Below are 22,991 nucleotides of genomic sequence, written 5' to 3' on the forward strand. Positions count from 1 at the left end.
ACTCTCATTGTTCTACCCCCGGGGTACCTGCTTTCGCAGGTACGACATATCCCACGAATTGCTCCCTGCATTCGTCTAATATGCTCCGACATATCCCTCGAATTGCTCCCTGCATTCGAGGGATACCATACGTCCCTGGACATCGCCGCTCCTGCGCTTCCATGCGCTCGCGGCATACCGTTCGTCCTGAACATAAAAAAGGCTGCCCGGGGGCAGCCTTCTATGAGCCTGGGTAACGTAATAACGGATTAACCGTTAACGAAGTCTTCGCCAAGCTTGATATCACCGCGCAGGCCTTCAAGCATATCCGCCTTGGCTTTCTGCTCGAAGTCGCTCAGTTCACCATAAGGCAGAATTTCTTCCACACCGTTTGGACCTAAGCGAACCGGGTGCGAGAAGAAGCGCGCATCGTCGCTGTTGGTTTCTACATAAGTGTATTCAACCACATTTTCACCTTTCATGGCTGATACCAGAGACAGACAGAAGCGTGCTGCCGCCTGACCCATAGACAGAGTAGCCGAGCCGCCACCCGCTTTGGCTTCGACAACTTCGGTACCAGCATTCTGAATGCGATGCGTCAGCTTCTCTATCTCGTCGTCACTGAAGTCAACGCCTTTCACCTGAGACAACAGCGGCAGGATAGTGGTACCTGAGTGACCACCGATAACCGGCACGTGTACATTAGAGGTGGACAGCCCTTTCAGCTCAGCCACAAAGGTTTCGGAACGAATCACATCCAGCGTGGTGACACCGAACAGCTTGCTCTTGTCGTAAACGCCTTTGGCCTTCAACGCCTCGGCGGCAATCGCTACTGTGGTGTTAACCGGGTTTGTGATAACACCAATGCAGGCCTTGGGGCAGTTATCCGCACAGGCTTCTACCAGGTTCTTAACGATACCGGCGTTCGTATTAAACAGATCGGAACGATCCATGCCAGGCTTACGAGGCACGCCCGCAGGGATAAGAACAATATCAGCGCCACTCAGTGCCGAGGCCAGATCGTCTTTACCAAATCCCTCTACCTTTACGTCGGTAGGAATGTGACTCAAATCTACAGCAACGCCAGGAACCACTGGGGCTACATCGTACAGTGACAGCTCAGAGCCTGCGGGAAGCTGAGTTTTCAGCAAAAGTGACAAGGCCTGACCGATACCCCCGGCCGCGCCCAAAACGGCTACTTTCATATTCGTCTCCTGTGGGATTATGTGAATAAATACGCGAGCAAATACTAATGGCTGACGCCCCTTATAGCAAGAACTCAGGCCAAGAAACACTTACCCCCTAGCGCCAGATCAAGTATCATGTCCAACTTAGATAATTATGCATTTTAAGGCGGAGGATTATGGCCACCAAACAAGACGAGCTGGTTAAATATTTTCGTGAGATTCTAAGGGCGGAGAACTTTGGCTCTCAGGGCGAGATTGTGGATGCACTTAAGCAGCAAGGCTTTGACAACATTAGCCAATCCAAGGTTTCACGGATGCTCAGCAAGTTTGGTGCGGTCAGAACCCGCAACGCGCGTGGCGAAATGGTTTACTGTCTGCCTCCGGAGCTCGGCGTTCCCACTGCCAAGAGCCCGCTGAAACAGTTGGTGCTGGATATCACCCATAACAATGTGATGATCATTATCAGGACCAGTCCGGGCGCCGCTCAGTTGATTGCCCGCTTATTAGACTCGCTCAGCCTGGCTGACGGCGTGCTCGGCACCATCGCCGGTGACGACACCATCTTTATCGCTCCCAGCGATGTGAATCGCATCGATAAGATCTGTGATCACGTTCAGGATATGTTTGAAAACGTGAGCTAGAAACTATTTCCAGCCTATCGGCAAGTTAATAAAAAACCCGGCATTTGAAGCCGGGTTTTTATTAAGCGTCGTCCTCCCTGACGGACAGTCCATTAATTAAAAGCTATAACGAACACCCAGCTTAATGCTCCAACTTGAACTGTTCAGATCTATCTGATCATAGTTACGCACATCGTAACCATCGAATCGGGCATCGATTTGATAACGGCCATCGTCCGATACGCCACCAAAGTCGTACAAGTTCTGGTTCCAGAACCCTAAACGGCGCTCCTGCCCCCAGTCGTCATTAAGAAGGTTCGCCAAGTTGTCTATTGTGACGAACAATGTGCCCTTGTGACCTTCAACAAATCCGGGGATCTCTTGTTTCACGCTCAAGTCCAGCTCGGTAACCCATGGCTGCGTTTCCGTATTGCGGCCTAAAATGTAGCCACCAGGCTCTATACCAGCTTGCGCCAGAAGTGTAGACAGCTCGTCCCAGCTGATGGAGTTTTCCCAGTCGACATTAGGATCGTTCGGCCCTGTAGGAATATAAGGCAGATACGCGCCGTTGCTGTAAAAGTCTTCTGTATCCCCCAGGTCGCGGTCTTGATACATTCCCATGGTGTAGCTGAATGGGCGGCCAGATCTACGCTCAAAGAACAGATTGATGCTGGTTTCATACCCGCTGAAAAATTCCTTTTCGTAACCCAGGTTTAACTTAAACATATGTTCAACTTCGTAATGTCCGCGCCCCGCAAACGGGTGGTTACGGTTTTTAACGATGTAATGTTTATAGTTGCTTTGAGCTCTGGAGGAGGAGCCCGGTGTGTTTTCTTCAATATTTTGATTGGCATAGCTGGCAGTGAAATGCAGCCCGTTGTCCCACTCTTTAGCCAGCTTGGCCGTGAAGATAATGCTCTTACCATCTTCTTCGGCATTGGTCATCATGATATCGAAGTTCTCTGCCAGGTCACCTTCGTAAATACTGTCTTGAATCAGGCGCTCACCGTCAGTCATAGTGCCTACAGGTTCAATCGCCGTGTTTAACCACACTGGCTCATCCTTTTTGATCATGTAGAGCAATTCAGAGCTGAGCTGGAAGTTGTTGCCTATGCCGGCAATATCGAAGCTGTAATCAACACCAATTTGAGCTCGCCAGTCCGATGGCAAGTCAAAATTTGGATCGGTGTAATTGGTACTACCCGCACCTCTCATCAGAGAGTCCCGGATCGTCTGAGGCACTTGCGTGAAATCGGCAGGTGCGCTGGTGTTGGCGAAATAGTCGTTCACCACACTCTCAGGCGCTGATACAAGGGTGATACCGTCCTTTGTAAAGGGGTTGTTGTACCAAACGTTTGGTACACCACCGTAGAACCGGCCAATACCACCACGAACAGTAATATCATCAGAGGCATAGTAGCGGAAGCCTACACGGGGCATGAGGATATCCAGCCCGTCCAGGTTCTCCTGATTGCTGAACCCGTAGGTATCGACAAAGCTCTGGTTCAACGAAGGCTCGTCATCTGAAGACAGACGTTCGTAGCGTAGACCAGCTGTTAGCTCCAGATAGTTCGAGGCGTAGAACGTATCCTCGGCGTAAAACGCCATCGTGTGGCGAACGGCATCGTACGCGGCATCGGTGGGATCATTAGTGTAGGCATTGGCATATGAGAAATCATAGTTGCCTCTGAAGTTACCTACCTCTCTTTCTTCAAACCCGTCCAGACTGTCGAATTCCCATGAGCCAAGCGAGTTTTCGACGAACATGTTATACAAGCGAAGGCGTTCGAATTCGGCCCCGAATTTGATCTCATGCTCACCCAATAACCATGTCGCATCTAAATTGAACTTTAAATTTTGGTTATCGGAGGCATTCGCATGACGATAAACATCACGACCAAATTCATATGAAGGGCCTCGGTAATACTCATCCACAGTGACAGAACCAAAGCCAACGCGAGTCAGCGACTGAGATTCAACATCTTTATAACTCACGCCCATCTCAGTCACAAAGCTGGGTGACCAGTCGCTGTATAAACGCGCAGAGATGTTATTCATGCGCGTGTGATAGACGTAACGACGAGACTCGAGCATAACGTCATCGCCCCCCGTGCCAAATTCGCGCTCGTCTTTGTTATCCTGCCACTGATAGGTAATATCAAGACGATGACTATCACTGGCATTCCAACTCAGTTTGGTCAGCCATTTGCGATCATTATCTTCCGGGTTGCCGCCCAGGGAGTCCTCAAAGCCATACGTGTCTTCAAGAATACTCAGGAAGCGGTCAAAATTCTCTCGGGAGGTATTGTAGCGATGAGTCGCATCACTGCCTAAAAACCCATAGTCCATTTCCAACTCACGCTTCCACTCTTCGTAGTTGGTAAAGAAAAACAACTCATCTTCAATGATAGGTCCGCCCAGGGTCAGACCGAATCGACTCTCTTTTTCAATCGGCTCGACTTGTTCCGTATCAAACACCCGGAAGCCATTCTCGTCAGTAGCCTTACCCCCCTCGTCAATCAGGCGAACGATGCGCTCTACATCACCTTGCATTTCCGGGGTGATGAACTCATAAAAAACGGAGCCCTTGAATTCGTTGGTGCCCGATTTGGTAACAGCGTTAATGGTACCGCCAGAAAAATCCCCTTTCTTGGCTGAAAATGGCGCCGCTGATACAGAAACCTGCTCAATCGCATCTAATGATACCGGAGGCTGCTCAGTGGGGTAACCACCATAGTTGAGACCAAAGTCATCATTTTGGCCGATACCATCCACAGTAATGCTGTTAGTCCGCGGGTTACCGCCAGCAATGCTCAATTCGCCACTGCCATTAATACTCGCGAGAGGGTTAAGGCGAGCGACATCTTTCAGATCACGATTCAAGCTGGGAACATTGTCAATAACGTCTTCACCGAATACGCTGTTTGCGCCGCCAGTATCCATCATCATTGCCCGGCCGGTCACAACAACGGTTTCCACGTCTTGGCTCTCTAACTGGCGTTGTAACCGATAAGTTTCCCCCAAATTCAGGTAAACACCTTCGACCATGGCATCACGAAACTGGTCTGAATCGATTACAACAGTGTACGGGCCGCCGACACGCAGACCTTTGGCGATAAAAGTACCCGATTCATTGGTCACGAACTCACTGACCGTGCCAGAGGGCTGGTGTAACACGGTTATTTTCGTATTACCCGCAGGATTACCTTCGGGTCCTTTGATCACCCCCCGCATAGACGATGAGGTCTCTTGTGCGACTGTGGCTGTTGAAAGTCCAACAGAAAGCGCGACTCCAAGTGCGATCTTGTTAAGCTTGTTACTCGACAACATTCTTGTTCCTAGCTTTTAAAATAATGTATGGTCATCGGCTGCCCCGCACCAAATTGGTTTTCTGCTGTGGCATCAGCCGTACTTAAAATACCGGCCATATTCTGAGCACTTTATGCCAGAAAAAAAGCACTTAAAGCCATTCATAATCAGTTGTTCATATAGTCCTGTAATCAACAAGTTACAGCCATAAAGTAAGCTTACTTATTGCGATAAGTAAGCTTTACTGGTGAAATACGGCTATCTTGGTCCGCCCAGAACTAGAATTGATGCCCGTACTTCGAAAGCCCTGGCTGATAGCCTTAGTTACCTCAGCCCTCGCTATTGTGTTAATGGTCGTCGCTTACCGGCAGGCCTATCAGAGTTACCTTCCTCTCGCTCCGGTACTGCAGCGTCATTACGAGTGTTCTACCGGGAACGATTCTCAGCAAGTATTTACTCTCATCACCTCTCAGCCTGAACAAGCCCGGCATTTACCATCCAGGCTCTGCCAGGCACAAGACGTCATTAAACAGTTTGGGCGGGTAGAAGCCCTGTGGCTGAACGACGACGCTGAAATCATGCAGTATGTGGGTAAAGGACAGGCCAATTTAGCACTAGTGAAAAAGCATCTCATGGCCGTAACTCAGGCTTCAGAAACCTACAACTACCAACGTATCGCCAGCTATCCGGATTACCGGGCTTTTTTCATTGCTCTTAAAGAAAAGCCCGAGTTAAGTAAGGGTTACCTAATGGATAAGTCAATGGGGTTGGTGGATTCCCCGACAAGCCGTTCAGGCTATATTCTGCCACTGAGTCTCCTCAATTCACTGGATCTTCCTCCTGAAAACATGCAGCTGACTTACGCCAGCAGCCATGATGAGCTCCGGGAACTGCTGAGCCGCGGGGAGGTGGACATTATTTCCAGCTACTGGAAGCAAAGTGATGAGCAGCGTTTTTCACTAAACTATGCCACTGCCATTGGTGACACTATCAGTGGCAGTCACTGGTATCTGAAATTACCACAAAACAATATTAATCTGCGCTGCGCCATACAGGATGCCCTCAGCCAGCAAGCAGCCGAAGCTTCAAGCTCTTACTACCAGCAGCTTGAGCTGGAGGGAGACTGCAATGCAGCTGAGTAAGCTAAAACCACGTCTGCCTGTGCTGTGCTTTATGGCCATCTACCTGATACTTCAGTTTGGTTATAGCACCAGCTGGCACTATGCCAACACAAATACAATGCAAAATGCGGAAACACTGATAAAGCAGAGACTGGCACTCGATCTGCCTCAGCTCAAGCTAACCGATCCACGACTGAGTATCTCCGTAGATGATTCATTACTGCAGCGTTATATTCACCAACTCAACAAGCAGCTGCAAAAAGAGCAGTGGCCATTGCGCGTGTTGTCGATACAGGGTGCCGATGTAGCCCTTCCCATTCACTCTAGTCTGCGAACCGAGCACCAGCTGATGCTGTCTCAGGGTCCGGTTCCCGTTGTTATTGCCTCTTATCCGAAACCTCTTTGGCAATCCCTCTCTGCGCTTACAGTGCTTGTTGCTGCGTTTCTAAGCTGGCTAGTGAGCGCCAGCACCATGCTAAAAAACGAGCAGGAAGCCGAAACCCCGGATACATCCTCAGAAGACACCTTATACCTAACCATTGATCTTAACCAACGCAGCATTGTTAACCGTATTAATGGCCACGATGTGCAGTTGCCCAATAAACCATACTGCTTTTATCTGGCTCTGCTGGAATACTGTCAGAAAAACCCGGAGCAACGTCTGCACCACCACAAGCAGGTACCGGAGGAATTGGTGGAGCTGGCGAATAAATACTTTCAGCGACTGATAGAACTGGGCCATACCATTCGTAAACGCCCAGACTTTAACGCCAACCTGGATAAGATGCTAAGCGAGATCCGTGCGGCTCTCGATGAAGTGTTTTTCGATACGCCCGAATTGAAAGCGAGCTTTTATCCCCCCAAGGCGCGCGGCGAAGGCTCTCGTTCCAAATTACACAGCTATGCACTGCCAGCACTGGATGACACGCGCTATGAGGTGATAGGTAAGTAATTACGTAAAGCAAACTTATGCCCGGTGCTGGCATTTTTTAACCACACTGGTAAGCTTGCCGCCCTAATTCACCGCCTTGTTTTGTCATGTCTGTGTCTTGTGTCATTGCTATCGCCGGAGCGTCCGGCTCAGGCAAGTCGCTGTTTACCCAAACCCTGATTCAGGAAGCCTTGGGTGATGGTCTGGATGTTCGTACTCTGTGCGAGGACCACTACTATCGGGACCAATCCCACCTGAGCATGGCTCAGCGACAGCAGACCAATTATGACCATCCGCAAGCTTTCGAGCACGAGTTGCTCGAACAGCATCTGCACCAACTCAAGGCCGGTGAGTCCATCGACTATCCTCAGTATTGCTTTAACACTCATACCCGGAAACCGAAAACACACGCCGTTGAGCCAGCCCAGATCATACTGGTGGAAGGCATCATGCTGCTGGCCAGTCCGGAACTGCTGCCGCTTTTCGATATCAAGGTCTTTATGGATACCCCACCGGATATTTGTCTGATCCGTCGAATCAAGCGTGATATGCAGGAGCGCGGACGCAGTCTGGACTCCATCACCGAGCAATACGAAGCCACCGTCAAGCCTATGTATCATCAGTTTGTGGAGCCCAGTCGCTTTAAGGCTGATGTAGTCGTTACGCAGGGCGGTGAGAACCGTATCGCGCTGGATATTCTTAAGTCCCACATCCAGCAGCTATTAAATCAGTAGGTTACTATCATGATGAGTTTAATCGGCATTTTGCTGCTGTTTGGCCTTGCGCTGCTACTGTCGAAGCAACGCCGTGCCATCAACTGGCGCACGGTACTCGGCGCTTTTATTATTCAGGCTGGTATTGGCTTGCTGATTCTTTATGTGCCCGCAGGAAAGCGTGCGCTGTTATCCATATCAGAAGCGGTGGGTCATGTTCTGAGTTACAGCGACACTGGCATTGAGTTTCTGTTTGGTAAGGTGGGTGACAAATCACTGGGCTTTATCTTTGCCTTTAACGTACTGCCGGTGATCATCTTTTTCTCGTCTTTGATCAGCGTGCTTTACCACCTCAGTATTATGTCGTGGATCATTCGTTTGATTGGTGGCTTCTTACAAAAAGTACTTAAGACCAGCCGACCGGAGTCTATGTCGGCGGCCGCAAATATTTTCATCGGCCAGAGCGAAGCCCCGCTTGTGGTCAGGCCCTTTATCCGCCAGATGACTAGTTCCGAGTTATTCGCGGTGATGGTAGGAGGGCTTGCCAGTATCGCTGGCTCGGTAATGGCCGGTTATGCGGCTCTGGGTATTGAGCTTAAATACCTTATCGCGGCCAGCTTTATGGCTGCTCCCGGTGGTCTGATGATGGCAAAGCTCATCTACCCGGAAAGCGATAAACCCCGCAATGATATTGAAGAGCTGGAAGACCCGGGCGAAAAATACGTCAATATCTTCGATGCTGCAGCGTCGGGCGCGGCCGCAGGCCTGCAAATCGCGGTCAATGTCGGAGCCATGTTGCTGGCCTTTATCGCGCTGATCGCGCTGCTTAACGGCTTGATTGGCTGGATTGGTGGCCTGCTCGGTTACGAAGCGCTCACCTTCCAGATGATCCTGGGCTACATTTTCCAGCCATTAGCCTGGGCCTTGGGTATTCCATGGGAAAACGCCCATTTAGCGGGCAGCTTCATTGGTCAGAAAATGGTGGTGAACGAGTTTGTCGCTTACCTGGACTTTATTGATCACAGACAACAACTGACCGAGAGCAGTCAGGCTATTATTACCTTCGCCCTGTGTGGCTTTGCCAACTTCTCGTCCATCGCTATTCTGATGGGCGGGTTGGGTGCCATGGCACCCAACCGGCGTCAGGATATCGCCCGGCTTGGCCTTCGCGCCGTACTGGCTGCCACCTTATCGAACCTGATGAGCGCCGCACTGGCGGGCTTTTTCCTGTATCTGTAATTGCCTAACGAGGATCATATGCAACTGCAAGCTGTTGACTTTAATGCCCCTGACGCAGCAGAGCACTTTGTTCAGTCTCTGCGCGAGACCGGCTTTGGCGTATTAAAAAACCATCCGATTCAACAACAGCAGGTAGACAGCATCTACCAACACTGGCTGGACTTTTTCGGCAGCGAGCGTAAACACGACTTCGAATATAAAGTTGAGACCCAGGACGGTTACTTCCCCCCCACGGTGTCGGAAGTGGCCAAGGGCAATCAGGTCAAGGATATTAAGGAGTACTTCCATTACTACCCCTGGGGTCAGTGCCCGGAAGAACTCAAAGCCGAGTTGGCAGACTACTACACAAACGCCAATCAGTTCGCCGCGACGTTACTCGGCTGGGTAGAAGCCCATTCACCAGCCGATGTTAAAAGCGGCTTTAGTCAGCCACTGTCTGAAATGATCCGCGACAGCCAGAAGACCTTGCTACGGGTGCTGCACTACCCGCCCATTACCGGCGAGGAAGAGCCGGGTGCCATTCGCGCCGCCGCCCATGAAGACATTAATTTGCTCACCGTCCTGCCAGCGGCCAATGAGCCGGGACTACAAGTGAAGGCCAAAGACGGAAACTGGCTGGATGTGCCTTGTGATTTTGGCAACCTGATCGTCAATATCGGCGATATGCTGCAAGAAGCTTCTGGTGGTTACTTCCCGTCTACCACTCACCGGGTCATCAACCCGGACGGGGGACGCCGCACTCGGTCACGGATTTCTCTGCCGTTGTTTTTGCACCCCAGACCGGATGTAGTGCTGTCCGAACGTCATACCGCCGACAGCTATTTAAATGAGCGCTTACGGGAGCTGGGCGTACTCTAGCCGTTTTTATGAGCCCCGCGCCTGACGTTTGATGAAGCTCACCGAGGGCGCAAAGAAAGCGGCACCGGTTTCTGCGCTGGTGTAATCCAGCAGCTTATCGTAGGTGCCCTCGTCATCGCCGTAGATCATGGATTCCAGCATGCGAGTGAAAGGCTTGGGGCTGGCCGCACAGGACACAAAAAACAGCCCCTGTTCCTGCATATCACCATAGGGCATACTCTGGCGCAATATTTCCTGTGGCTGACCGTCCTGTGCCTGTGAAGTCCGTTGAAAGTGAGAGCCGCTGTCGAGCAGACTTTCTGGCAGCGGTACACCGTCGGCCTTGGTACGGCCCATCACCACTTCCTGTTCGGCTTCAGACAGTTGCTCCCACCTATCCATATTATGTCGATAGCGCTGGATATGCAGATAACTGCCACCGGCGAAGTCGGGATCATTGTCACCCACAATCGCCACATCCATCTTGCGCAGGCCTCTGGGGTTGCCGTTGTCATCGCGAAACCCATTCAGGTCACGACCATCCAGATAACGAAAGCCTTTCACCTGCTCCACCAACTCGACATAGGGCTTCAACAGCTCATACACAGCCATACCGAGGCCAAAGCAGACATCGGCCCGATCGGCGCGAATTTGAATATAAAGATCGCAAGGCACCGCCGGGGCATGACGGTCGCCACAGTGCATATCGGGGAAGGGTGCCAGTTCGATGGGAATCAGGCCGGGGTACAACTCCAGCCAATAGTTGCTGCCCACCGCCACTACGCCGGAAACCATGGCTTCGTAATGCTCTTCATCATAGTGGTCAAACAGCCCCAGTATCCGGGCCAGTTGACGACGGATCAACGCCGGGTCGTCTTCCACTACATTGAATAACAAAAACAGTCCGTGCAGATTGGCCTCAGCACAGATCCCTTTTTGCGGTTGCGACATGCCATCCCCTCTGGTGCGTGCCTACGATAGCGGACACGCTCTAATAACCGGCGGCCTGTCCATCCTTGCGGCTTTCAGACGCACCAATAAACGTATTGTTCTTATGATCGCGCATAATAGCCTGATAGCCCCCGAAAGCGCCAGTGGTATCCTGCAGAGTGTGACCCATCTTCATCAGCTTGCGCCTTACTTCAGGCCCGAAGCCGTTTTCCAGGCTGATCACTCCGCCATCGGCCATCACTTCACCGGTAGGCTGACTGGAGCCGGTATGCAAAATACGCGGCGCATCACCCGCTTCTTGCAGATTCATGCCAAAATCGATGATATTCATCAGCACCTGAGCGTGCATTTGCGGCTGGGCCGCTCCGCCCATTACCCCAAAGCTGAGCCAGGGCTTACCATTACGGGTCACAAAGGCTGGAATAATGGTATGGAACGGGCGTTTACCGGGTTCATACTGATTAAAGTGCCCCTCCTCCAATGAGAACAGTTCGCCGCGATCCTGCAAAATAAAGCCCAGACCCGTCGGTGTCATGCCCGAGCCCATGCCTCGATAGTTACTCTGGATCAGCGATACCATATTGCCGTGCTTATCGGCCGTGGTCAGATAGATGGTATCGCCATGCTGAATACCAGCATCATAGCGTTTAGCGGCCTTGCCGCGATCAATCAACTGACGGCGCTTTTCGGCGTAGTCTTTAGAAATCAGCCAATCCACCGGAATATCGTTAAAGTCCGGGTCGGCGTAGAACTTAGCCCTGTCTTCGAAAGCCAGCTTCTTGGCTTCCACAAAGGCATGCACATAGTCGGCCGAACCAAATCCCATCCCGGCCACATCGAAGCCTTCCATGATATTGAGGATTTGCAGCGCGGCGATGCCCTGACCATTAGGCGGCAGTTCCCAGACATCGTAACCACGGTAGTTAGAGGAAACCGGCTCGACCCATTCAGACGTATGGGAGGCCAGATCCTCATAGCTTAAAAAGCCCCCTTGCTGCTCCATGTAATCGGCAATAATGCGGGCGATATCGCCTTTGTAGAAGGCATCCCGGCCACCGGTGGCAATCTTCTCCAGAGTTGCTGCCAGATCCGGGTTTTTAAAGATCTCGCCCTTACGAGGCGCGCGGCCATCCGGCATATATGTCTCTTTAAAGCCTTCGTATTTAGACAGCCTGGGCACACTGCGCTGAATGTAATAGGCGATGAGCTCCGAGACAGGAAAGCCCTGTTTAGCGTACTCGATGGTGGGAGCCAGAATCTCGGTCATGGGCAGGCCGCCAAACTTATCGTGCAGTTCAAACCAACCGTCCACCGTGCCCGGTACGGATACCGGCAGAGGCCCGTACGCAGGGATCTTACTCATGCCCTGCTCGCGGAAATACTCCAAAGTCAGGCTCTTAGGCGAGCGACCCGAGGCATTCAAACCATAGAGTTTCTGCTCTTCAGCATTCCAGACAATGGCAAAGAGATCGCCGCCAATGCCATTGCCAGTGGGCTCCACCAACCCCAGCATAGCGTTGGCCGCGATGGCAGCATCTACGGCGTTGCCGCCTTGCTTGAGGATATCCAGAGCCACCTGGGTAGCCAGAGGCTGACTGGTGGCCGCCATACCATTTTGAGCGATTACCTCGGAGCGACTGGCAAACATCTTTCCAGTCACACGATCAAAGGCGAACGTCGGCAGGCAGGTCGACAGAGCCAACAGCAAGGTCAGAGTTCGAATCATAAAAAATCCTAAAAATGTAAATGGCTTAAGTGCTTCAAGCTAGCAGAGGCAGACCAGATTAAGAAGTGTCCTACGTCAAAGTTAGCCAAATCGACGACCATTGTCGATGGAGTGTTGGAGTTACATACGTATTCATTTTCCCTGGCATTGTGCAAATGTTAAACATCGCAACCGAGTCAGTTACAAAATATTAACAATGAACACCAGCGACTCCGTCAAATTAAAATGGACACGGAGGGCTCTCTTCCATCAATTCTGATGAAAGACCTGTACGCCCCTCTGAATGGCATCGAATTGGGACGGAGCTGCAATTCAACCGAAAGAGGACACCATGCATCCATCACATTTAACCCGAATACTATACAAAAAGATAAACGCTGCCTTATTGGGGTCTGCCACGCTGTTAAGCAGTTTGACACTTGGCGCGCAGGAGCTGCCACAGATTCCCGAGTCTGAGGTTAACGACACCCTGTACCAGGCCTTTTATTGGGATGCCTACCCTGGGCTTTGGACGGAGCTGGGTACCATGGCTCGGCCTCTGGCCGACGCGGGTATCACCGCCATGTGGTTGCCTCCGGCGGCGAAGGCCATGAATGGAACCAACAGTGTCGGTTATGATGTATACGACTTCTGGGATCTGGGTGAGTTTAATCAAAAAGGCACCATCCCGACTCGTTACGGCACTCGGATGGAGCTTGAGCAAGCACTGTCGAAACTGGACGCACTGGGCATCGATGCGTATTTCGATGTGGTGTTTAACCACCGTATGGGCGCCGATGCACAGGAAGCCGTACCCGGTTGGGGAGATGCCTGGACCGAGTATCAATTACAAGGTCGCCAGACTCATTACACCAATAGCCGTTGGGGCGTACTGTGGCACGACTTTGACTGGAACTGGCAGGCCTTTGATGCTTCCGGGGGTAACCTGTTTCCCGATAAAGGCTGGGATTATACCTACTCTTATGACTATCTGATGGGCGAGGATGTGGACTGGGGCCGCCAGGATACTCGTGACGAAATGAAGGCCTGGGGCCAGTGGGTCATCGATACTGTAGGCTTTAACGGCTTTCGCATGGATGCCACTGCCCATATCGACACTGACTTTACCCATGAATGGGTCGAGCATATGCAGGCCAACACGGCTGAGGACCTCTTCTTCGTGGCCGAGTCCTGGGTCGGCAATATCGGTGGCTATCTGGATCAAGTGGGTTCAGAGCACCTGAATGCGTTTGATTTTGGCTTACGCGATGACTTTGTCGCTTTGAGCAGTGGCAGTAAGGATATGCGTTGGTGGGGAGGCCTGATTAACTCCGCCTATGCCGACCAGGCAGTGACCTTTGTCGATAATCACGACACCAGCCGTGAGGGGAACCCGTATAACAAACCGCAAGTCACTAATTTTAAGAACCAGGCCTATGCCTATATTTTAATGCGGGAAAAAGGCACCCCCACGGTGTTTGCCCGGGACTATGACGAGTTCGGCATGGCACCCACACTGACCCCCCTGATCGAAGCCAGACGCTACTTTGCCTATGGCCCCGGTCATGAGTTCTCCGGCAACACCGAAGCGATCTATGCCTACGTTCGGGAAGGCCTGCCCAATGTAAAGGGTACCGGTCTGGTCATGCTTATTTCTGGTCGTGACTGGGGTACTCAGCAAAGCTTTAGTATTAATTCCCGTCAGCCCAATACCACTTTTTACGATTACACCGGCAATGTAGACGGTACCGTCACCACTGATGCTAATGGTATGGGCCAGTTTCCGGTGAGTGTATCCGAAGCGGACGGCTGGTCAATTTGGGTGCCACAACTGAGCACTCAAAACACCATCACCTTAAAAATGACCAAGGATGTGGGCATGGGCAACTCACTGTATTTCACTGGCAACACCTCCGAGTTAACCAATTGGGGTGGGGGTGTGGAAGGCACCTGGACGGAGGGCAATGTCTGGAAGGTAACAATCCAGGATCCGGGGCAGTTTGAGTGGAAAGTTCGCAAGGGCGCCACCGGCAGCACCGGAGAGCAATGGGAATCGGGCGCCAATCACGATCACACTAACTTACACCCATTATTTAACGGCGGCTTCTGAGCCAACTCCCCTGCCGTTGGCAGGGGATGCTTCTATTATACAGCGTCGTGACTAAGTTCTGGCTGTCCGGGAGACCAAATAGTAGGTCACTCCTAACGCCAGGACCACCGCGGCAACGCCATACAGGTACTCGGGCTTGATAATGCTGAAGTCAAGCACGATAACTTTCCGCGCGATGGCCATCAGAGCCGTTGCCACCACCAGCTTGACGTGAATCACATCATCTCGCAGGTAGAGAGTGATATTGGCAAAGATCTCCACCGCGATTAATACCGCCAGGAAAGCAGCAAACACGACGAAAATATCATTCAGCTCCAGCAAAAAGTGCGGCGGCTTACTGAGCTTGCTAAACAGCACCAGCACCACATCGGCAATACACCAAAAGATGACTCCGACCATCAGCACGGCCAGAATTCGGATTGCCAAACGGATAAGCCGATTCAGGCCGGATATCAACTTGTCATCTGAGTGCTCGCTCAGGTGATTGTCTTTTTCTTGATGATCTCCGTGCATAGATATAGTTCCGGTGCTGTGTTGTCCGGAGACTATAGCGACTTTTAATAACCTCTGTCATCCTTCCGTAAGCGATGAGCGCATTCGCACCGGACCGCCATGGATGGCGGAAATGCAGAAAACGCAGGAGCGGTTTTCTGCCGAGTCACCCTGGACATCGCCGCTCCTGCATTCGTGACGTATCCGCTAACATATCCCACGAATTGCTCCCTGCATTCGTGACGTATCCGCTGACATATCCCACGAATTGCTCCCTGCATTCGTGACGTATCCGCTGACATATCCCACGAATTGCTCCCTGCATTCGTGGGATACCGTTCATCCCTGAACATAAAAAAGCCCCGCAAAGCGGGGCTAAAGGACACAGCGAAAGATCAGACTGCATGGTATTCACACAGTTGATGGTGGGGCCTCGCAGCCCCTGTTCTCTTTAGAGAACGAGGAGGTCGGGAATGCCTTATGATTGTTATTGGATTGACAGACCCGACAGTTCGTTAGCGCTTACTTGCGCGATCCGGTGAAATCTGGGTAGGCTTCCAAACCGCAATCTACCGTATCCAGTCCTTCGTATTCATCTTCTTCACTGACTCGAATACCCATCACCGCTTTCAGGATGCCCCAGACAACCAGACTGGCAACAAACACCCAGACGAAAATGGTTAACGCGCCAATGATCTGACCGAAGAAGCTGGCGCCAGAGTTGGTCAAAGGCACGATCAGCAGACCGAACAAACCCACTACCCCATGCACAGAAATAGCACCTACAGGGTCATCAATTTTGGCCTTATCCAGAGCCACGATGGACAGCACCACAATTACGCCGCCAATGGCGCCAAAGATAGTAGCCTGCAACGCGGTCGGGGTGGAGGGTTCTGCAGTGATTGCCACCAGGCCAGCCAGTGCGCCGTTTAGCGCCATTGTCAGATCCGCTTTCTTGAACAGAATCTTTGCCAGCACCAGTGCTGCAATCGCACCGCCTGCCGCTGCCGCATTGGTGTTCAGAAAGACCATGGCAACCGCATTGGCATTAGCGATGTCACCCAGTTTTAATACCGAGCCACCATTAAAGCCAAACCAGCCCATCCACAGAATAAAGGTTCCCAGTGTTGCCAAAGGCAGGTTGGCACCCGGAATGGCGTTGATCTTGCCGTCCTTAGTGTATTTACCTTTACGGGGGCCCAATAGCAATACTCCGGCTAAAGCGGCAGCAGCACCAGCCATATGCACGATTCCAGAGCCTGCAAAATCGGAAAAGCCCAGGTCGCCGAGGTTGTAAGCACCGAACACGTCGGCACCACCCCAGGTCCAGCTGCCTTCTAAAGGATAAATAAAGCCAGTCATAACCACGGTGAAGGCTAAAAATGCCCACAGTTTCATACGCTCAGCCACGGCACCTGAGACAATCGACATGGCAGTGGCCACAAATACCACCTGGAAGAAGAAGTCCGACGCTCCCGAGTAGATAGCGCCCCCTTCAAAGCCATCTTCACGAGCGGCAAAGTCGCCAAGTGTTGAGGCAACATCGACATTCTCGATCCCGCTTAAGAAGATCCCGCCACCGTACATAATGGCGTAACCGCACACCAGATACATGGTGCAAGAGATGGCAAACAGCGCTACGTTCTTTGTTAATATCTCGGTGGTATTCTTAGCCCGAACCAGGCCCGCCTCCAGCATTGAAAAGCCGGCGGCCATCCACATCACTAACGCCCCGCACACCAAAAAGTAAAAGGTGTCGATGGCGTACTGCAAATGAAATGCTTGTTCCATAACGATCTCCTCAGTTTAAATGGCGTCGCCGTCTGTCTCGCCGGTACGAATGCGCACCGCACTTTGCAGATCAAACACAAAAACCTTACCGTCGCCGATCTTGCCGGTCTTGGCAGCCTCGACGATGGCTTCCACCAAACGCTCTACATGATCATCCTGAACGGCGATTTCCAGTTTTATCTTGGGTAAGAAATCCACCTGATATTCCGCACCGCGATACAACTCAGTATGACCTTTCTGGCGACCAAACCCTTTTACTTCAGTCACGGTCAGACCGTCGATGCCGATCTCGGAGATGGCTTCGCGAACATCATCAAGCTTAAAGGGCTTAACGATGGCACTGACTAGTTTCATAGCATTGCTCCTGATTGATTGTTCCTCTCGCTCTTCGCTATCAAGAGTTATGCCAGAAAATTTAATCCAATTAATTCAATAAGTTAAATATTTTACTGAACAGTTTCGCTCCCTTATTCGCACCATAAGAGTGCCCAGCCACCCTATTGCACTTTATTGGGGCGTTTTCCTTATCTGACTCTCAGTGGTATACACTGGGGGCGTGAATGAGCAAGGAAACAGAAACGATGAAAACAGGGTTATTACTAGTGTTGCTATTGGTTGCAACTAACGTATCAGGCCAGCAGACTTCGGCCACCGGTAAAAAAGAAGCGACCAGTCTGGCCAACAAGATACAACTGCCAGAGGACATCTATACCGGGCCTGCCTGGTCAATCATGGATAAACGCCTGCTCTCTGACCAGCAAGCTTTGAACAACCCTTACGCCATCAGTCAGCATCGTCAGAATTATTTGTTGCCGGTGAGTTATCAGACAAACCCCAATCAGATTGGCAGCGATGATTTTACTCAGGGCCGGGTGGACCACTTAGAATCGCGCTTTCAGGTCAGCGTTAAAATGCCTATTTTTCTGGACAGCCCTGGGAAGGATTTAGAAGGTCTGTATTTTGGCTTTAGCGCCATGTCCAACTGGCAAGTGTATAACTCAGAAGTCTCTAAGCCTTTTCGCGAAACCAACTATGAGCCGGAACTGTTTTATATCTTCCACACCGACCTGGACCTGTTTGGCTTTACGTTTAATACCGCTCAGCTTGGCTTTAACCATCAGTCTAATGGGCAGGATCAACTGCGTTCACGCAGTTGGAATCGCCTATTTGGCTCCATCCTGTTCAGTGATGAAGATTCGGCCTATTACCTGAAAGCCTGGTATCGACTGCCTGAAGACGCAAAAGACTCGCCACTGGACCCTGACGGTGATGACAACCCGGACATTACTCATTATCTGGGCCATTTTGAGTTTGGCTACGGCACCAAGCTGGGCGCATTTAACATTCTGGCTTTGGTTCGTAACAACCTGAAAACCAGCGATAACAAGGGTAGCCTGGACCTCACTCTCGGCTATCCCATTTCAGAGCGCTACGATCTGGTATTGAAATACTTTAACGGCTACGGCGACTCATTGATTGATTACAACCGCCACCAACAACGTTTTAGCATCGGTGTGCAGTTAGCTTTCTTTTGAGCCAGGACAACCAGAGAGGGTCTGATCCAAGCTCATAAGCGTTGTCTTAGCGACGTCCACGGCTCGGAAAAAATAGTCCCGGTCGATCCGCGCAAGCGTATCTCGTGGCGAATGGTAATACTTATGGTCAGCACCATTTAGGAAGATGAAAGGAATCCCTGCCCTATCGAAAACCGCATGGTCGCTGGCATTGCGGTAGTCGATACGCCGGCTGCGATCATAATTAAAGCCACGACCATCACGACCTTCCTTCACAAAGCTCGAAAAACGCCCAAGAACCAAGCGCTTGGCCTGATTCAGCTCCGGGTAGTGACGCGGTCCCCCCAAGTAAAGAACATCCCGACGGCCACTGTGGCCCAGCATATCGAGGTTCAAATTGGCTTTGATGTGCTCTTTCGCTACAGGCCCTTGGTATAAGAACGCCTTAGCCCCGTATAAGCCTTTCTCCTCGGCATCGGTGGCTACAAAGGCAATGGAGTGGCACGATTTCACCTTACGCATAAAATCGGCAAGCGTTAATAGTGTCGAGACACCACTGGCATTATCATCGGCACCGGGATGCACCCGCCCCCCGTGACGCCCGAGATGATCATAATGAGCCGTCACGACAATAAAGGCTTCCGGCCGCTCCCCCCCTTAAGCCACCCCGCCACATTGACCCCCTCGGTAGTACCGATAAGGTGCTCATGGCGAAAAGGCTGGAAGTAGCCATCATGAAAAGGGGTCAACGCCATTAACTCAAACTGCCGGTGGATATAATCCCGAGCCTTCCTGGCCCCGTCGCTGCCACTTTTTCGACCTGCCATCTCGGGAGCCGTCAGAGCCTGCATATGTTGCCAGGTTGGCTCATTGGCGTGCACCATCGCCGGGCGCCACAGTAACAAAGCCGAAAACAGTAACACCTGAGGCCACAACCTCACAGCGAGACCCGACTTAACAGATTAAGCTTATTATCGTAGCGACGCTCTTCGTCCTGGTAATCCGCGTATTGCCGCGCTTTTTTCAAATAGCGACGAGTGGCATCCATATTACCCAATTCGGCAAAAGCCCGAGCCAGGCCGAAGTAAAAGACATGCTTATTGCGATCCAGCTTTAATGCATCACGATAATGGTCAATAGCTTCCTTGGGATGGCTTTCATCCAGCGCGATCTCACCCAACAAGAAGTGATAATAAGGATTATCCTGCCGTTGCCGCTCAATCCGTGCCAACATAACTTCGGCCTGCTCATCGCGGCCGGTCATCTGATAAAGCAGAGCCAGGTTTTCCAGTGCTGTGTGATTTGGTGCCAAATTCAACGCTTGGTGATAAGCGGCTTCTGCCTCACCCAGAAGATGATTATATCGATACAGTACCCCTAGGTTTACCCAGCCCTCCGGTAACTCAGGATCGGTCATCAGGGCCCGCTTTAAATAGGCATAGGCCGTCACATAATCATCTTTCACCAGCGCATCGGCAGCCTTGTTGTTGTAAAACATGGCCAATACCCTTTGTTTGGAGATTTTCTCGCTTTCAAAAACATCACGATACTCCGAGGGGTCAAAATCTACCTCCAGTCCCGGACGGCTAAAGTACATATAACGACTATCATCGCCCGGATAAATGCGCAGATTCACATGGCCGTTTAGCAAACTGACGCCATCGCGCCGTTCCCAAAACTCCGGCACTTCCACCTGCTGGAAATGCACCTGCATACCGGCGTAATCAGCCAGGGCATAGGTCATTATGGTCATAGACAAGCAGTTAGCCTGGCCTTGAGCAAAGGTCTGCGAGGCAGTGTTATTGGCAGTGGAGTTATAGACCAAGTTCATATTGGCGCGGCCAAAAATGCCTTTTACCAGCTCCTGAACCTGCTCTTTCGGTGACTCAGCGTAACGTCGGCGTTGCTCAATAAACCGAACCATGGACGGTGAAATGGCGAAGACCTGCTCTTCAGTTTCGATAGCCACCTCTTGATAGCCCTCAAAAAACCGATCCTGAAAGCCAGCGTCCATCTCAGCATAGCGGTGAGTGTTGGTGGTCTCACATCCCAGTAAAAAAACCAGCAGCACCCCTACAATCATAGGATGCGTCATCATTATTCTCCTCTGTCTTGCCTATTGAGTATAGTGAAACAACGCTAAGCTGACGAAGACCCGCGTTAGCGAAACTCAAAGACACAGAAGATTGGACCGCCCGAGGAGTGATTTAATTCCTTATTCGGTCACAGCCATGAGCTGCTGCCCCAACCATTGTCTGGCAGAGGATTCGTCGTCAAAATAGGCGTTGGGCAGTTTGGCCTGCTCATAGACCTTATCCCATATGCCTTTCACCAATGACGGGCAGCTACAGTCCAAAATGCGGATAGCCACCGCACACATCCCGGCGGCCTTGGAGCGGGCGATAGACTCCTGCAACAAATCCAGGGCATCGGCCGTCAACAGCACATCACCATTGAAGTTCATTAATAGCCCCCAGGGTTGACCTGATAGTTGTTCGCGATAAGCGGCCACCTGTAGCTGATATTCTTGCAACAACTCAGCATTACCGGGCCCGTCGGCGTCGATCACCAACAGCTCCGGTTCTGCACGGACCTGCACTCGTCCATGGGCCTGAAACTTCATCCTACTTCTCCTTTACGGATTTTATCCACATTGCTCTTACTCGAGCCCCAGGAAACCTCCGGTCTGATGCGCCCAGAGCCGCGCATAGATGCCCTTACGGGCCAATAACTCCTGATGGGTGCCGGACTCCACAATCCGCCCTTGATCCAGAACCACCAGACGATCCATCTTGGCAATCGTCGACAGGCGATGCGCGATGGCCAGCACCGTTTTATCATCCATCACCTTCTTCAGCCCATCCTGGATCGCCGCTTCCACCTCTGAGTCCAATGCCGAGGTTGCTTCATCCAATACCAGTATAGGCGCATCTTTTAGCATCACTCGGGCGATAGCGATGCGCTGGCGCTGACCACCGGACAGTTTAACCCCGCGCTCGCCTACATGGGAGTCGTAACCGGTCCGACCATAGAGATCGGACAGATGCTGAATGAAACCATGGGCTTCGGCCCGACTGGAGGCCTGAATCACTTCCTCGTCGGTGCTATCCAGTCGCCCGTAACGAATGTTCTCTTTCACCGAACGGTGCAATAAAGAGGTATCCTGGGTCACCATACTGATATTGGCTCGCAGACTCTCCTGTGACACCTGACTGATATCCTGTCCGTCGATAAGAATACGGCCCGAATCCAGGTCATAAAAACGCAGCAGCAGATTCACCAACGTGGACTTACCGGCCCCGGAGCGCCCCACAATACCGATGCGCTCACCGGGCCTGATGGTGAGGTTAAGGTTTTCAAACACCGGATTGCGGGCATCGTAATTAAAACACACATCCTGAAAACGGATTTCACCTTGAGAGACGTCCAGTTCGCGGGCGCCTGGCTTGTCGGTTACCGAAACCGGCTTGGCCAGAGTGTTCATACCATCTTGCACTGTGCCGATATTTTCAAACAGAGCCGAGACCTCCCACATCACCCACTGAGACATGCCGTTGATGCGCAGCACCAGGCTCACTGCCACAGCAATATTGCCGGGGCTGGCGATACCTTCAAGCCACAGCGAGACCGCCAACGCACTGGTACTGAAGATCAACAGCGCATTGCTCAACCAGACGCACACGTTCAGCACCGTCACCAGACGCATCTGTGGGTAGACAGTGTGCAGAAACTCGTCCATGCCTTGCTGCGCATAGCTTTGCTCGGTTCGGGTATGCGCGAACAACTTGACGGTGGAGATATTGGTATAGCTGTCCACCACCCGTCCGGTCATCATGGAACGTGCGTCGGCCTGTGTCTGGGACACTTTCTTAAGACGTGGTAAAAGTACTCTTAAGATCAAACCATAGACCACCAGCCAAATCACCAGTGGCAGGCTCAGGCGCCAATCGATGGCGACGATAGTGACCATGATGCTGATAAAGTACACCGCCATATAGACCATCAGGTCCAACATCTTGCGCACGGTTTCCCGCACCGACAACGCCGTTTGCATCACCTTGGTGGCAATACGACCAGCGTATTCTTCATGGAAGAATGCCAGACTCTGCCCCAGCAAGTATCTATGCGCCTGCCAGCGAATACGCATGGGGAAATTAGCCATCACCGTCTGATGATTAATCAACGAGTGCAACATAATGGCCAATGGCAGGAATACCAGCACCACTGCGCCCATCCAGATCAGGCTGTTTTTTTCCTCCTGAATAAAGGTCTGGGGATCCCGGGTAGCGAACCAGTCCACTAACTGGCCCAGGTAGCTCACCAAACTGACTTCCAGCACCGCCACAATGGCACTTAGTATCGATAAACCGAACAAGGCGCGACGGGAGCCTTTGGCATAATGCCAACAAAAGGCCAAGAGGTTTTTTGGCGGCGCCTCAGGCGCCGATTCCGGGAAGGGATCGATGCGGCGTTCAAACCACGAAAACATGCA

Annotated in this window: 20 protein-coding genes; 8 read left to right on the top strand and 12 right to left on the bottom strand. The window is 51.7% G+C overall.

Annotated elements, in window-relative coordinates:
- Positions 1–248 precede the first annotated feature (248 nt).
- Positions 249–1,184 carry a malate dehydrogenase gene (gene mdh, locus HMF8227_RS12940; protein WP_109340576.1) on the bottom strand — a complete coding sequence of 312 codons (936 nt, stop codon included), beginning with the start codon at positions 1,182–1,184 and terminating at the stop codon, positions 249–251.
- A gap of 158 nt (positions 1,185–1,342) precedes the next feature.
- Here mdh and argR point away from each other — a divergent pair, with 158 nt between their 5' ends.
- Positions 1,343–1,807, top strand: coding sequence for a transcriptional regulator ArgR (gene argR / locus HMF8227_RS12945; protein WP_109340577.1), 465 nt, complete (start codon positions 1,343–1,345; stop codon positions 1,805–1,807).
- 96 nt (positions 1,808–1,903) lie between these two features.
- On the opposite strand, the gene HMF8227_RS12950 is transcribed toward argR, so the two are convergent.
- Positions 1,904–5,116: a TonB-dependent receptor gene (locus HMF8227_RS12950; protein ID WP_476707505.1), complete on the bottom strand. Its 3,213-nt coding sequence runs from the start codon at positions 5,114–5,116 to the stop codon at positions 1,904–1,906.
- 266 nt (positions 5,117–5,382) lie between these two features.
- On the opposite strand from HMF8227_RS12950, the gene HMF8227_RS12955 reads away from it, so the two are divergent.
- The 5 genes from HMF8227_RS12955 (at position 5,383) to HMF8227_RS12975 (ending at position 9,957) form a co-directional block, all read left to right on the top strand.
- Positions 5,383–6,237 (top strand): PhnD/SsuA/transferrin family substrate-binding protein, encoded by an 855-nt coding sequence (locus HMF8227_RS12955; protein ID WP_239421309.1) that lies wholly within the window; start codon positions 5,383–5,385, stop codon positions 6,235–6,237.
- Complete coding sequence (locus HMF8227_RS12960; protein ID WP_109340578.1) at positions 6,224–7,168, top strand: hypothetical protein; 945 nt, start codon at positions 6,224–6,226, stop codon at positions 7,166–7,168. The genes HMF8227_RS12955 and HMF8227_RS12960 overlap by 14 nt, the downstream gene beginning before the upstream one ends.
- Before the next feature lie 86 nt (positions 7,169–7,254).
- On the top strand, positions 7,255–7,881 hold the full coding sequence (gene udk / locus HMF8227_RS12965) for a uridine kinase (RefSeq protein WP_109340579.1): 627 nt from the start codon (positions 7,255–7,257) through the stop codon (positions 7,879–7,881).
- A gap of 9 nt (positions 7,882–7,890) precedes the next feature.
- A complete protein-coding gene (locus tag HMF8227_RS12970; protein WP_109340580.1) occupies positions 7,891–9,099 on the top strand; it encodes a NupC/NupG family nucleoside CNT transporter in 1,209 nt (402 codons plus the stop codon).
- Positions 9,100–9,117: 18 nt separating this feature from the next.
- Entirely contained in the window at positions 9,118–9,957 is an 840-nt protein-coding gene (locus HMF8227_RS12975; protein WP_109340581.1) for a 2OG-Fe(II) oxygenase family protein, read from the top strand.
- 6 nt (positions 9,958–9,963) lie between these two features.
- Here HMF8227_RS12975 and HMF8227_RS12980 read toward each other — a convergent pair whose 3' ends face one another.
- Together HMF8227_RS12980 and ggt are read right to left on the bottom strand one after the other, a co-directional pair.
- Positions 9,964–10,887: a Dyp-type peroxidase gene (locus HMF8227_RS12980; RefSeq protein ID WP_109340582.1), complete on the bottom strand. Its 924-nt coding sequence runs from the start codon at positions 10,885–10,887 to the stop codon at positions 9,964–9,966.
- Positions 10,888–10,927: 40 nt separating this feature from the next.
- Positions 10,928–12,613, bottom strand: coding sequence for a gamma-glutamyltransferase (gene ggt, locus HMF8227_RS12985; protein ID WP_109340583.1), 1,686 nt, complete (start codon positions 12,611–12,613; stop codon positions 10,928–10,930).
- 331 nt (positions 12,614–12,944) lie between these two features.
- On the opposite strand from ggt, the gene HMF8227_RS12990 reads away from it, so the two are divergent.
- Positions 12,945–14,702: an alpha-amylase domain-containing protein gene (locus HMF8227_RS12990; protein WP_109340584.1), complete on the top strand. Its 1,758-nt coding sequence runs from the start codon at positions 12,945–12,947 to the stop codon at positions 14,700–14,702.
- Positions 14,703–14,753: 51 nt separating this feature from the next.
- On the opposite strand, the gene HMF8227_RS12995 is transcribed toward HMF8227_RS12990, so the two are convergent.
- The 3 genes from HMF8227_RS12995 to glnK all read right to left on the bottom strand — a co-directional run bounded on the left by HMF8227_RS12995 (position 14,754) and on the right by glnK (position 17,339).
- On the bottom strand, positions 14,754–15,215 hold the full coding sequence (locus HMF8227_RS12995) for a phosphate-starvation-inducible PsiE family protein (protein WP_109340585.1): 462 nt from the start codon (positions 15,213–15,215) through the stop codon (positions 14,754–14,756).
- A gap of 501 nt (positions 15,216–15,716) precedes the next feature.
- Positions 15,717–16,985, bottom strand: coding sequence for an ammonium transporter (locus HMF8227_RS13000; RefSeq protein ID WP_109340586.1), 1,269 nt, complete (start codon positions 16,983–16,985; stop codon positions 15,717–15,719).
- Positions 16,986–17,000: 15 nt separating this feature from the next.
- Positions 17,001–17,339: a P-II family nitrogen regulator gene (gene glnK, locus HMF8227_RS13005; RefSeq protein ID WP_109340587.1), complete on the bottom strand. Its 339-nt coding sequence runs from the start codon at positions 17,337–17,339 to the stop codon at positions 17,001–17,003.
- Positions 17,340–17,566: 227 nt separating this feature from the next.
- Between glnK and HMF8227_RS13010 the strand changes: the two genes are divergently transcribed.
- Positions 17,567–18,520: a phospholipase A gene (locus HMF8227_RS13010; RefSeq protein ID WP_239421310.1), complete on the top strand. Its 954-nt coding sequence runs from the start codon at positions 17,567–17,569 to the stop codon at positions 18,518–18,520.
- Here the strand turns inward: HMF8227_RS13010 and HMF8227_RS13015 are convergent.
- The 5 genes from HMF8227_RS13015 to HMF8227_RS13035 form a co-directional block, all read right to left on the bottom strand.
- A complete protein-coding gene (locus HMF8227_RS13015; protein WP_162558609.1) occupies positions 18,506–19,126 on the bottom strand; it encodes a M28 family peptidase in 621 nt (206 codons plus the stop codon). The genes HMF8227_RS13010 and HMF8227_RS13015 overlap by 15 nt on opposite strands.
- Positions 19,123–19,440, bottom strand: a complete 318-nt coding sequence (locus tag HMF8227_RS13020) for a zinc-binding metallopeptidase family protein (RefSeq protein ID WP_162558610.1) — start codon at positions 19,438–19,440, stop codon at positions 19,123–19,125. The genes HMF8227_RS13015 and HMF8227_RS13020 overlap by 4 nt, the downstream gene beginning before the upstream one ends.
- On the bottom strand, positions 19,437–20,597 hold the full coding sequence (locus HMF8227_RS13025; RefSeq protein WP_109340591.1) for a tetratricopeptide repeat protein: 1,161 nt from the start codon (positions 20,595–20,597) through the stop codon (positions 19,437–19,439). Before HMF8227_RS13025 ends, HMF8227_RS13020 begins: the two co-directional genes overlap by 4 nt.
- A 117-nt stretch (positions 20,598–20,714) precedes the next feature.
- A complete protein-coding gene (locus tag HMF8227_RS13030; RefSeq protein WP_109340592.1) occupies positions 20,715–21,122 on the bottom strand; it encodes a hypothetical protein in 408 nt (135 codons plus the stop codon).
- A 36-nt stretch (positions 21,123–21,158) separates the two neighbouring features.
- The gene (locus tag HMF8227_RS13035) at positions 21,159–22,988 is read right to left on the bottom strand and encodes an ABC transporter ATP-binding protein (RefSeq protein WP_109340593.1); all 1,830 of its coding nucleotides are present in this window, start codon (positions 22,986–22,988) and stop codon (positions 21,159–21,161) included.
- Positions 22,989–22,991 lie beyond the last annotated feature (3 nt).

The sequence above is a fragment of the Saliniradius amylolyticus genome (genome assembly GCF_003143555.1).
Lineage (GTDB): Bacteria > Pseudomonadota > Gammaproteobacteria > Enterobacterales > Alteromonadaceae > Saliniradius > Saliniradius amylolyticus.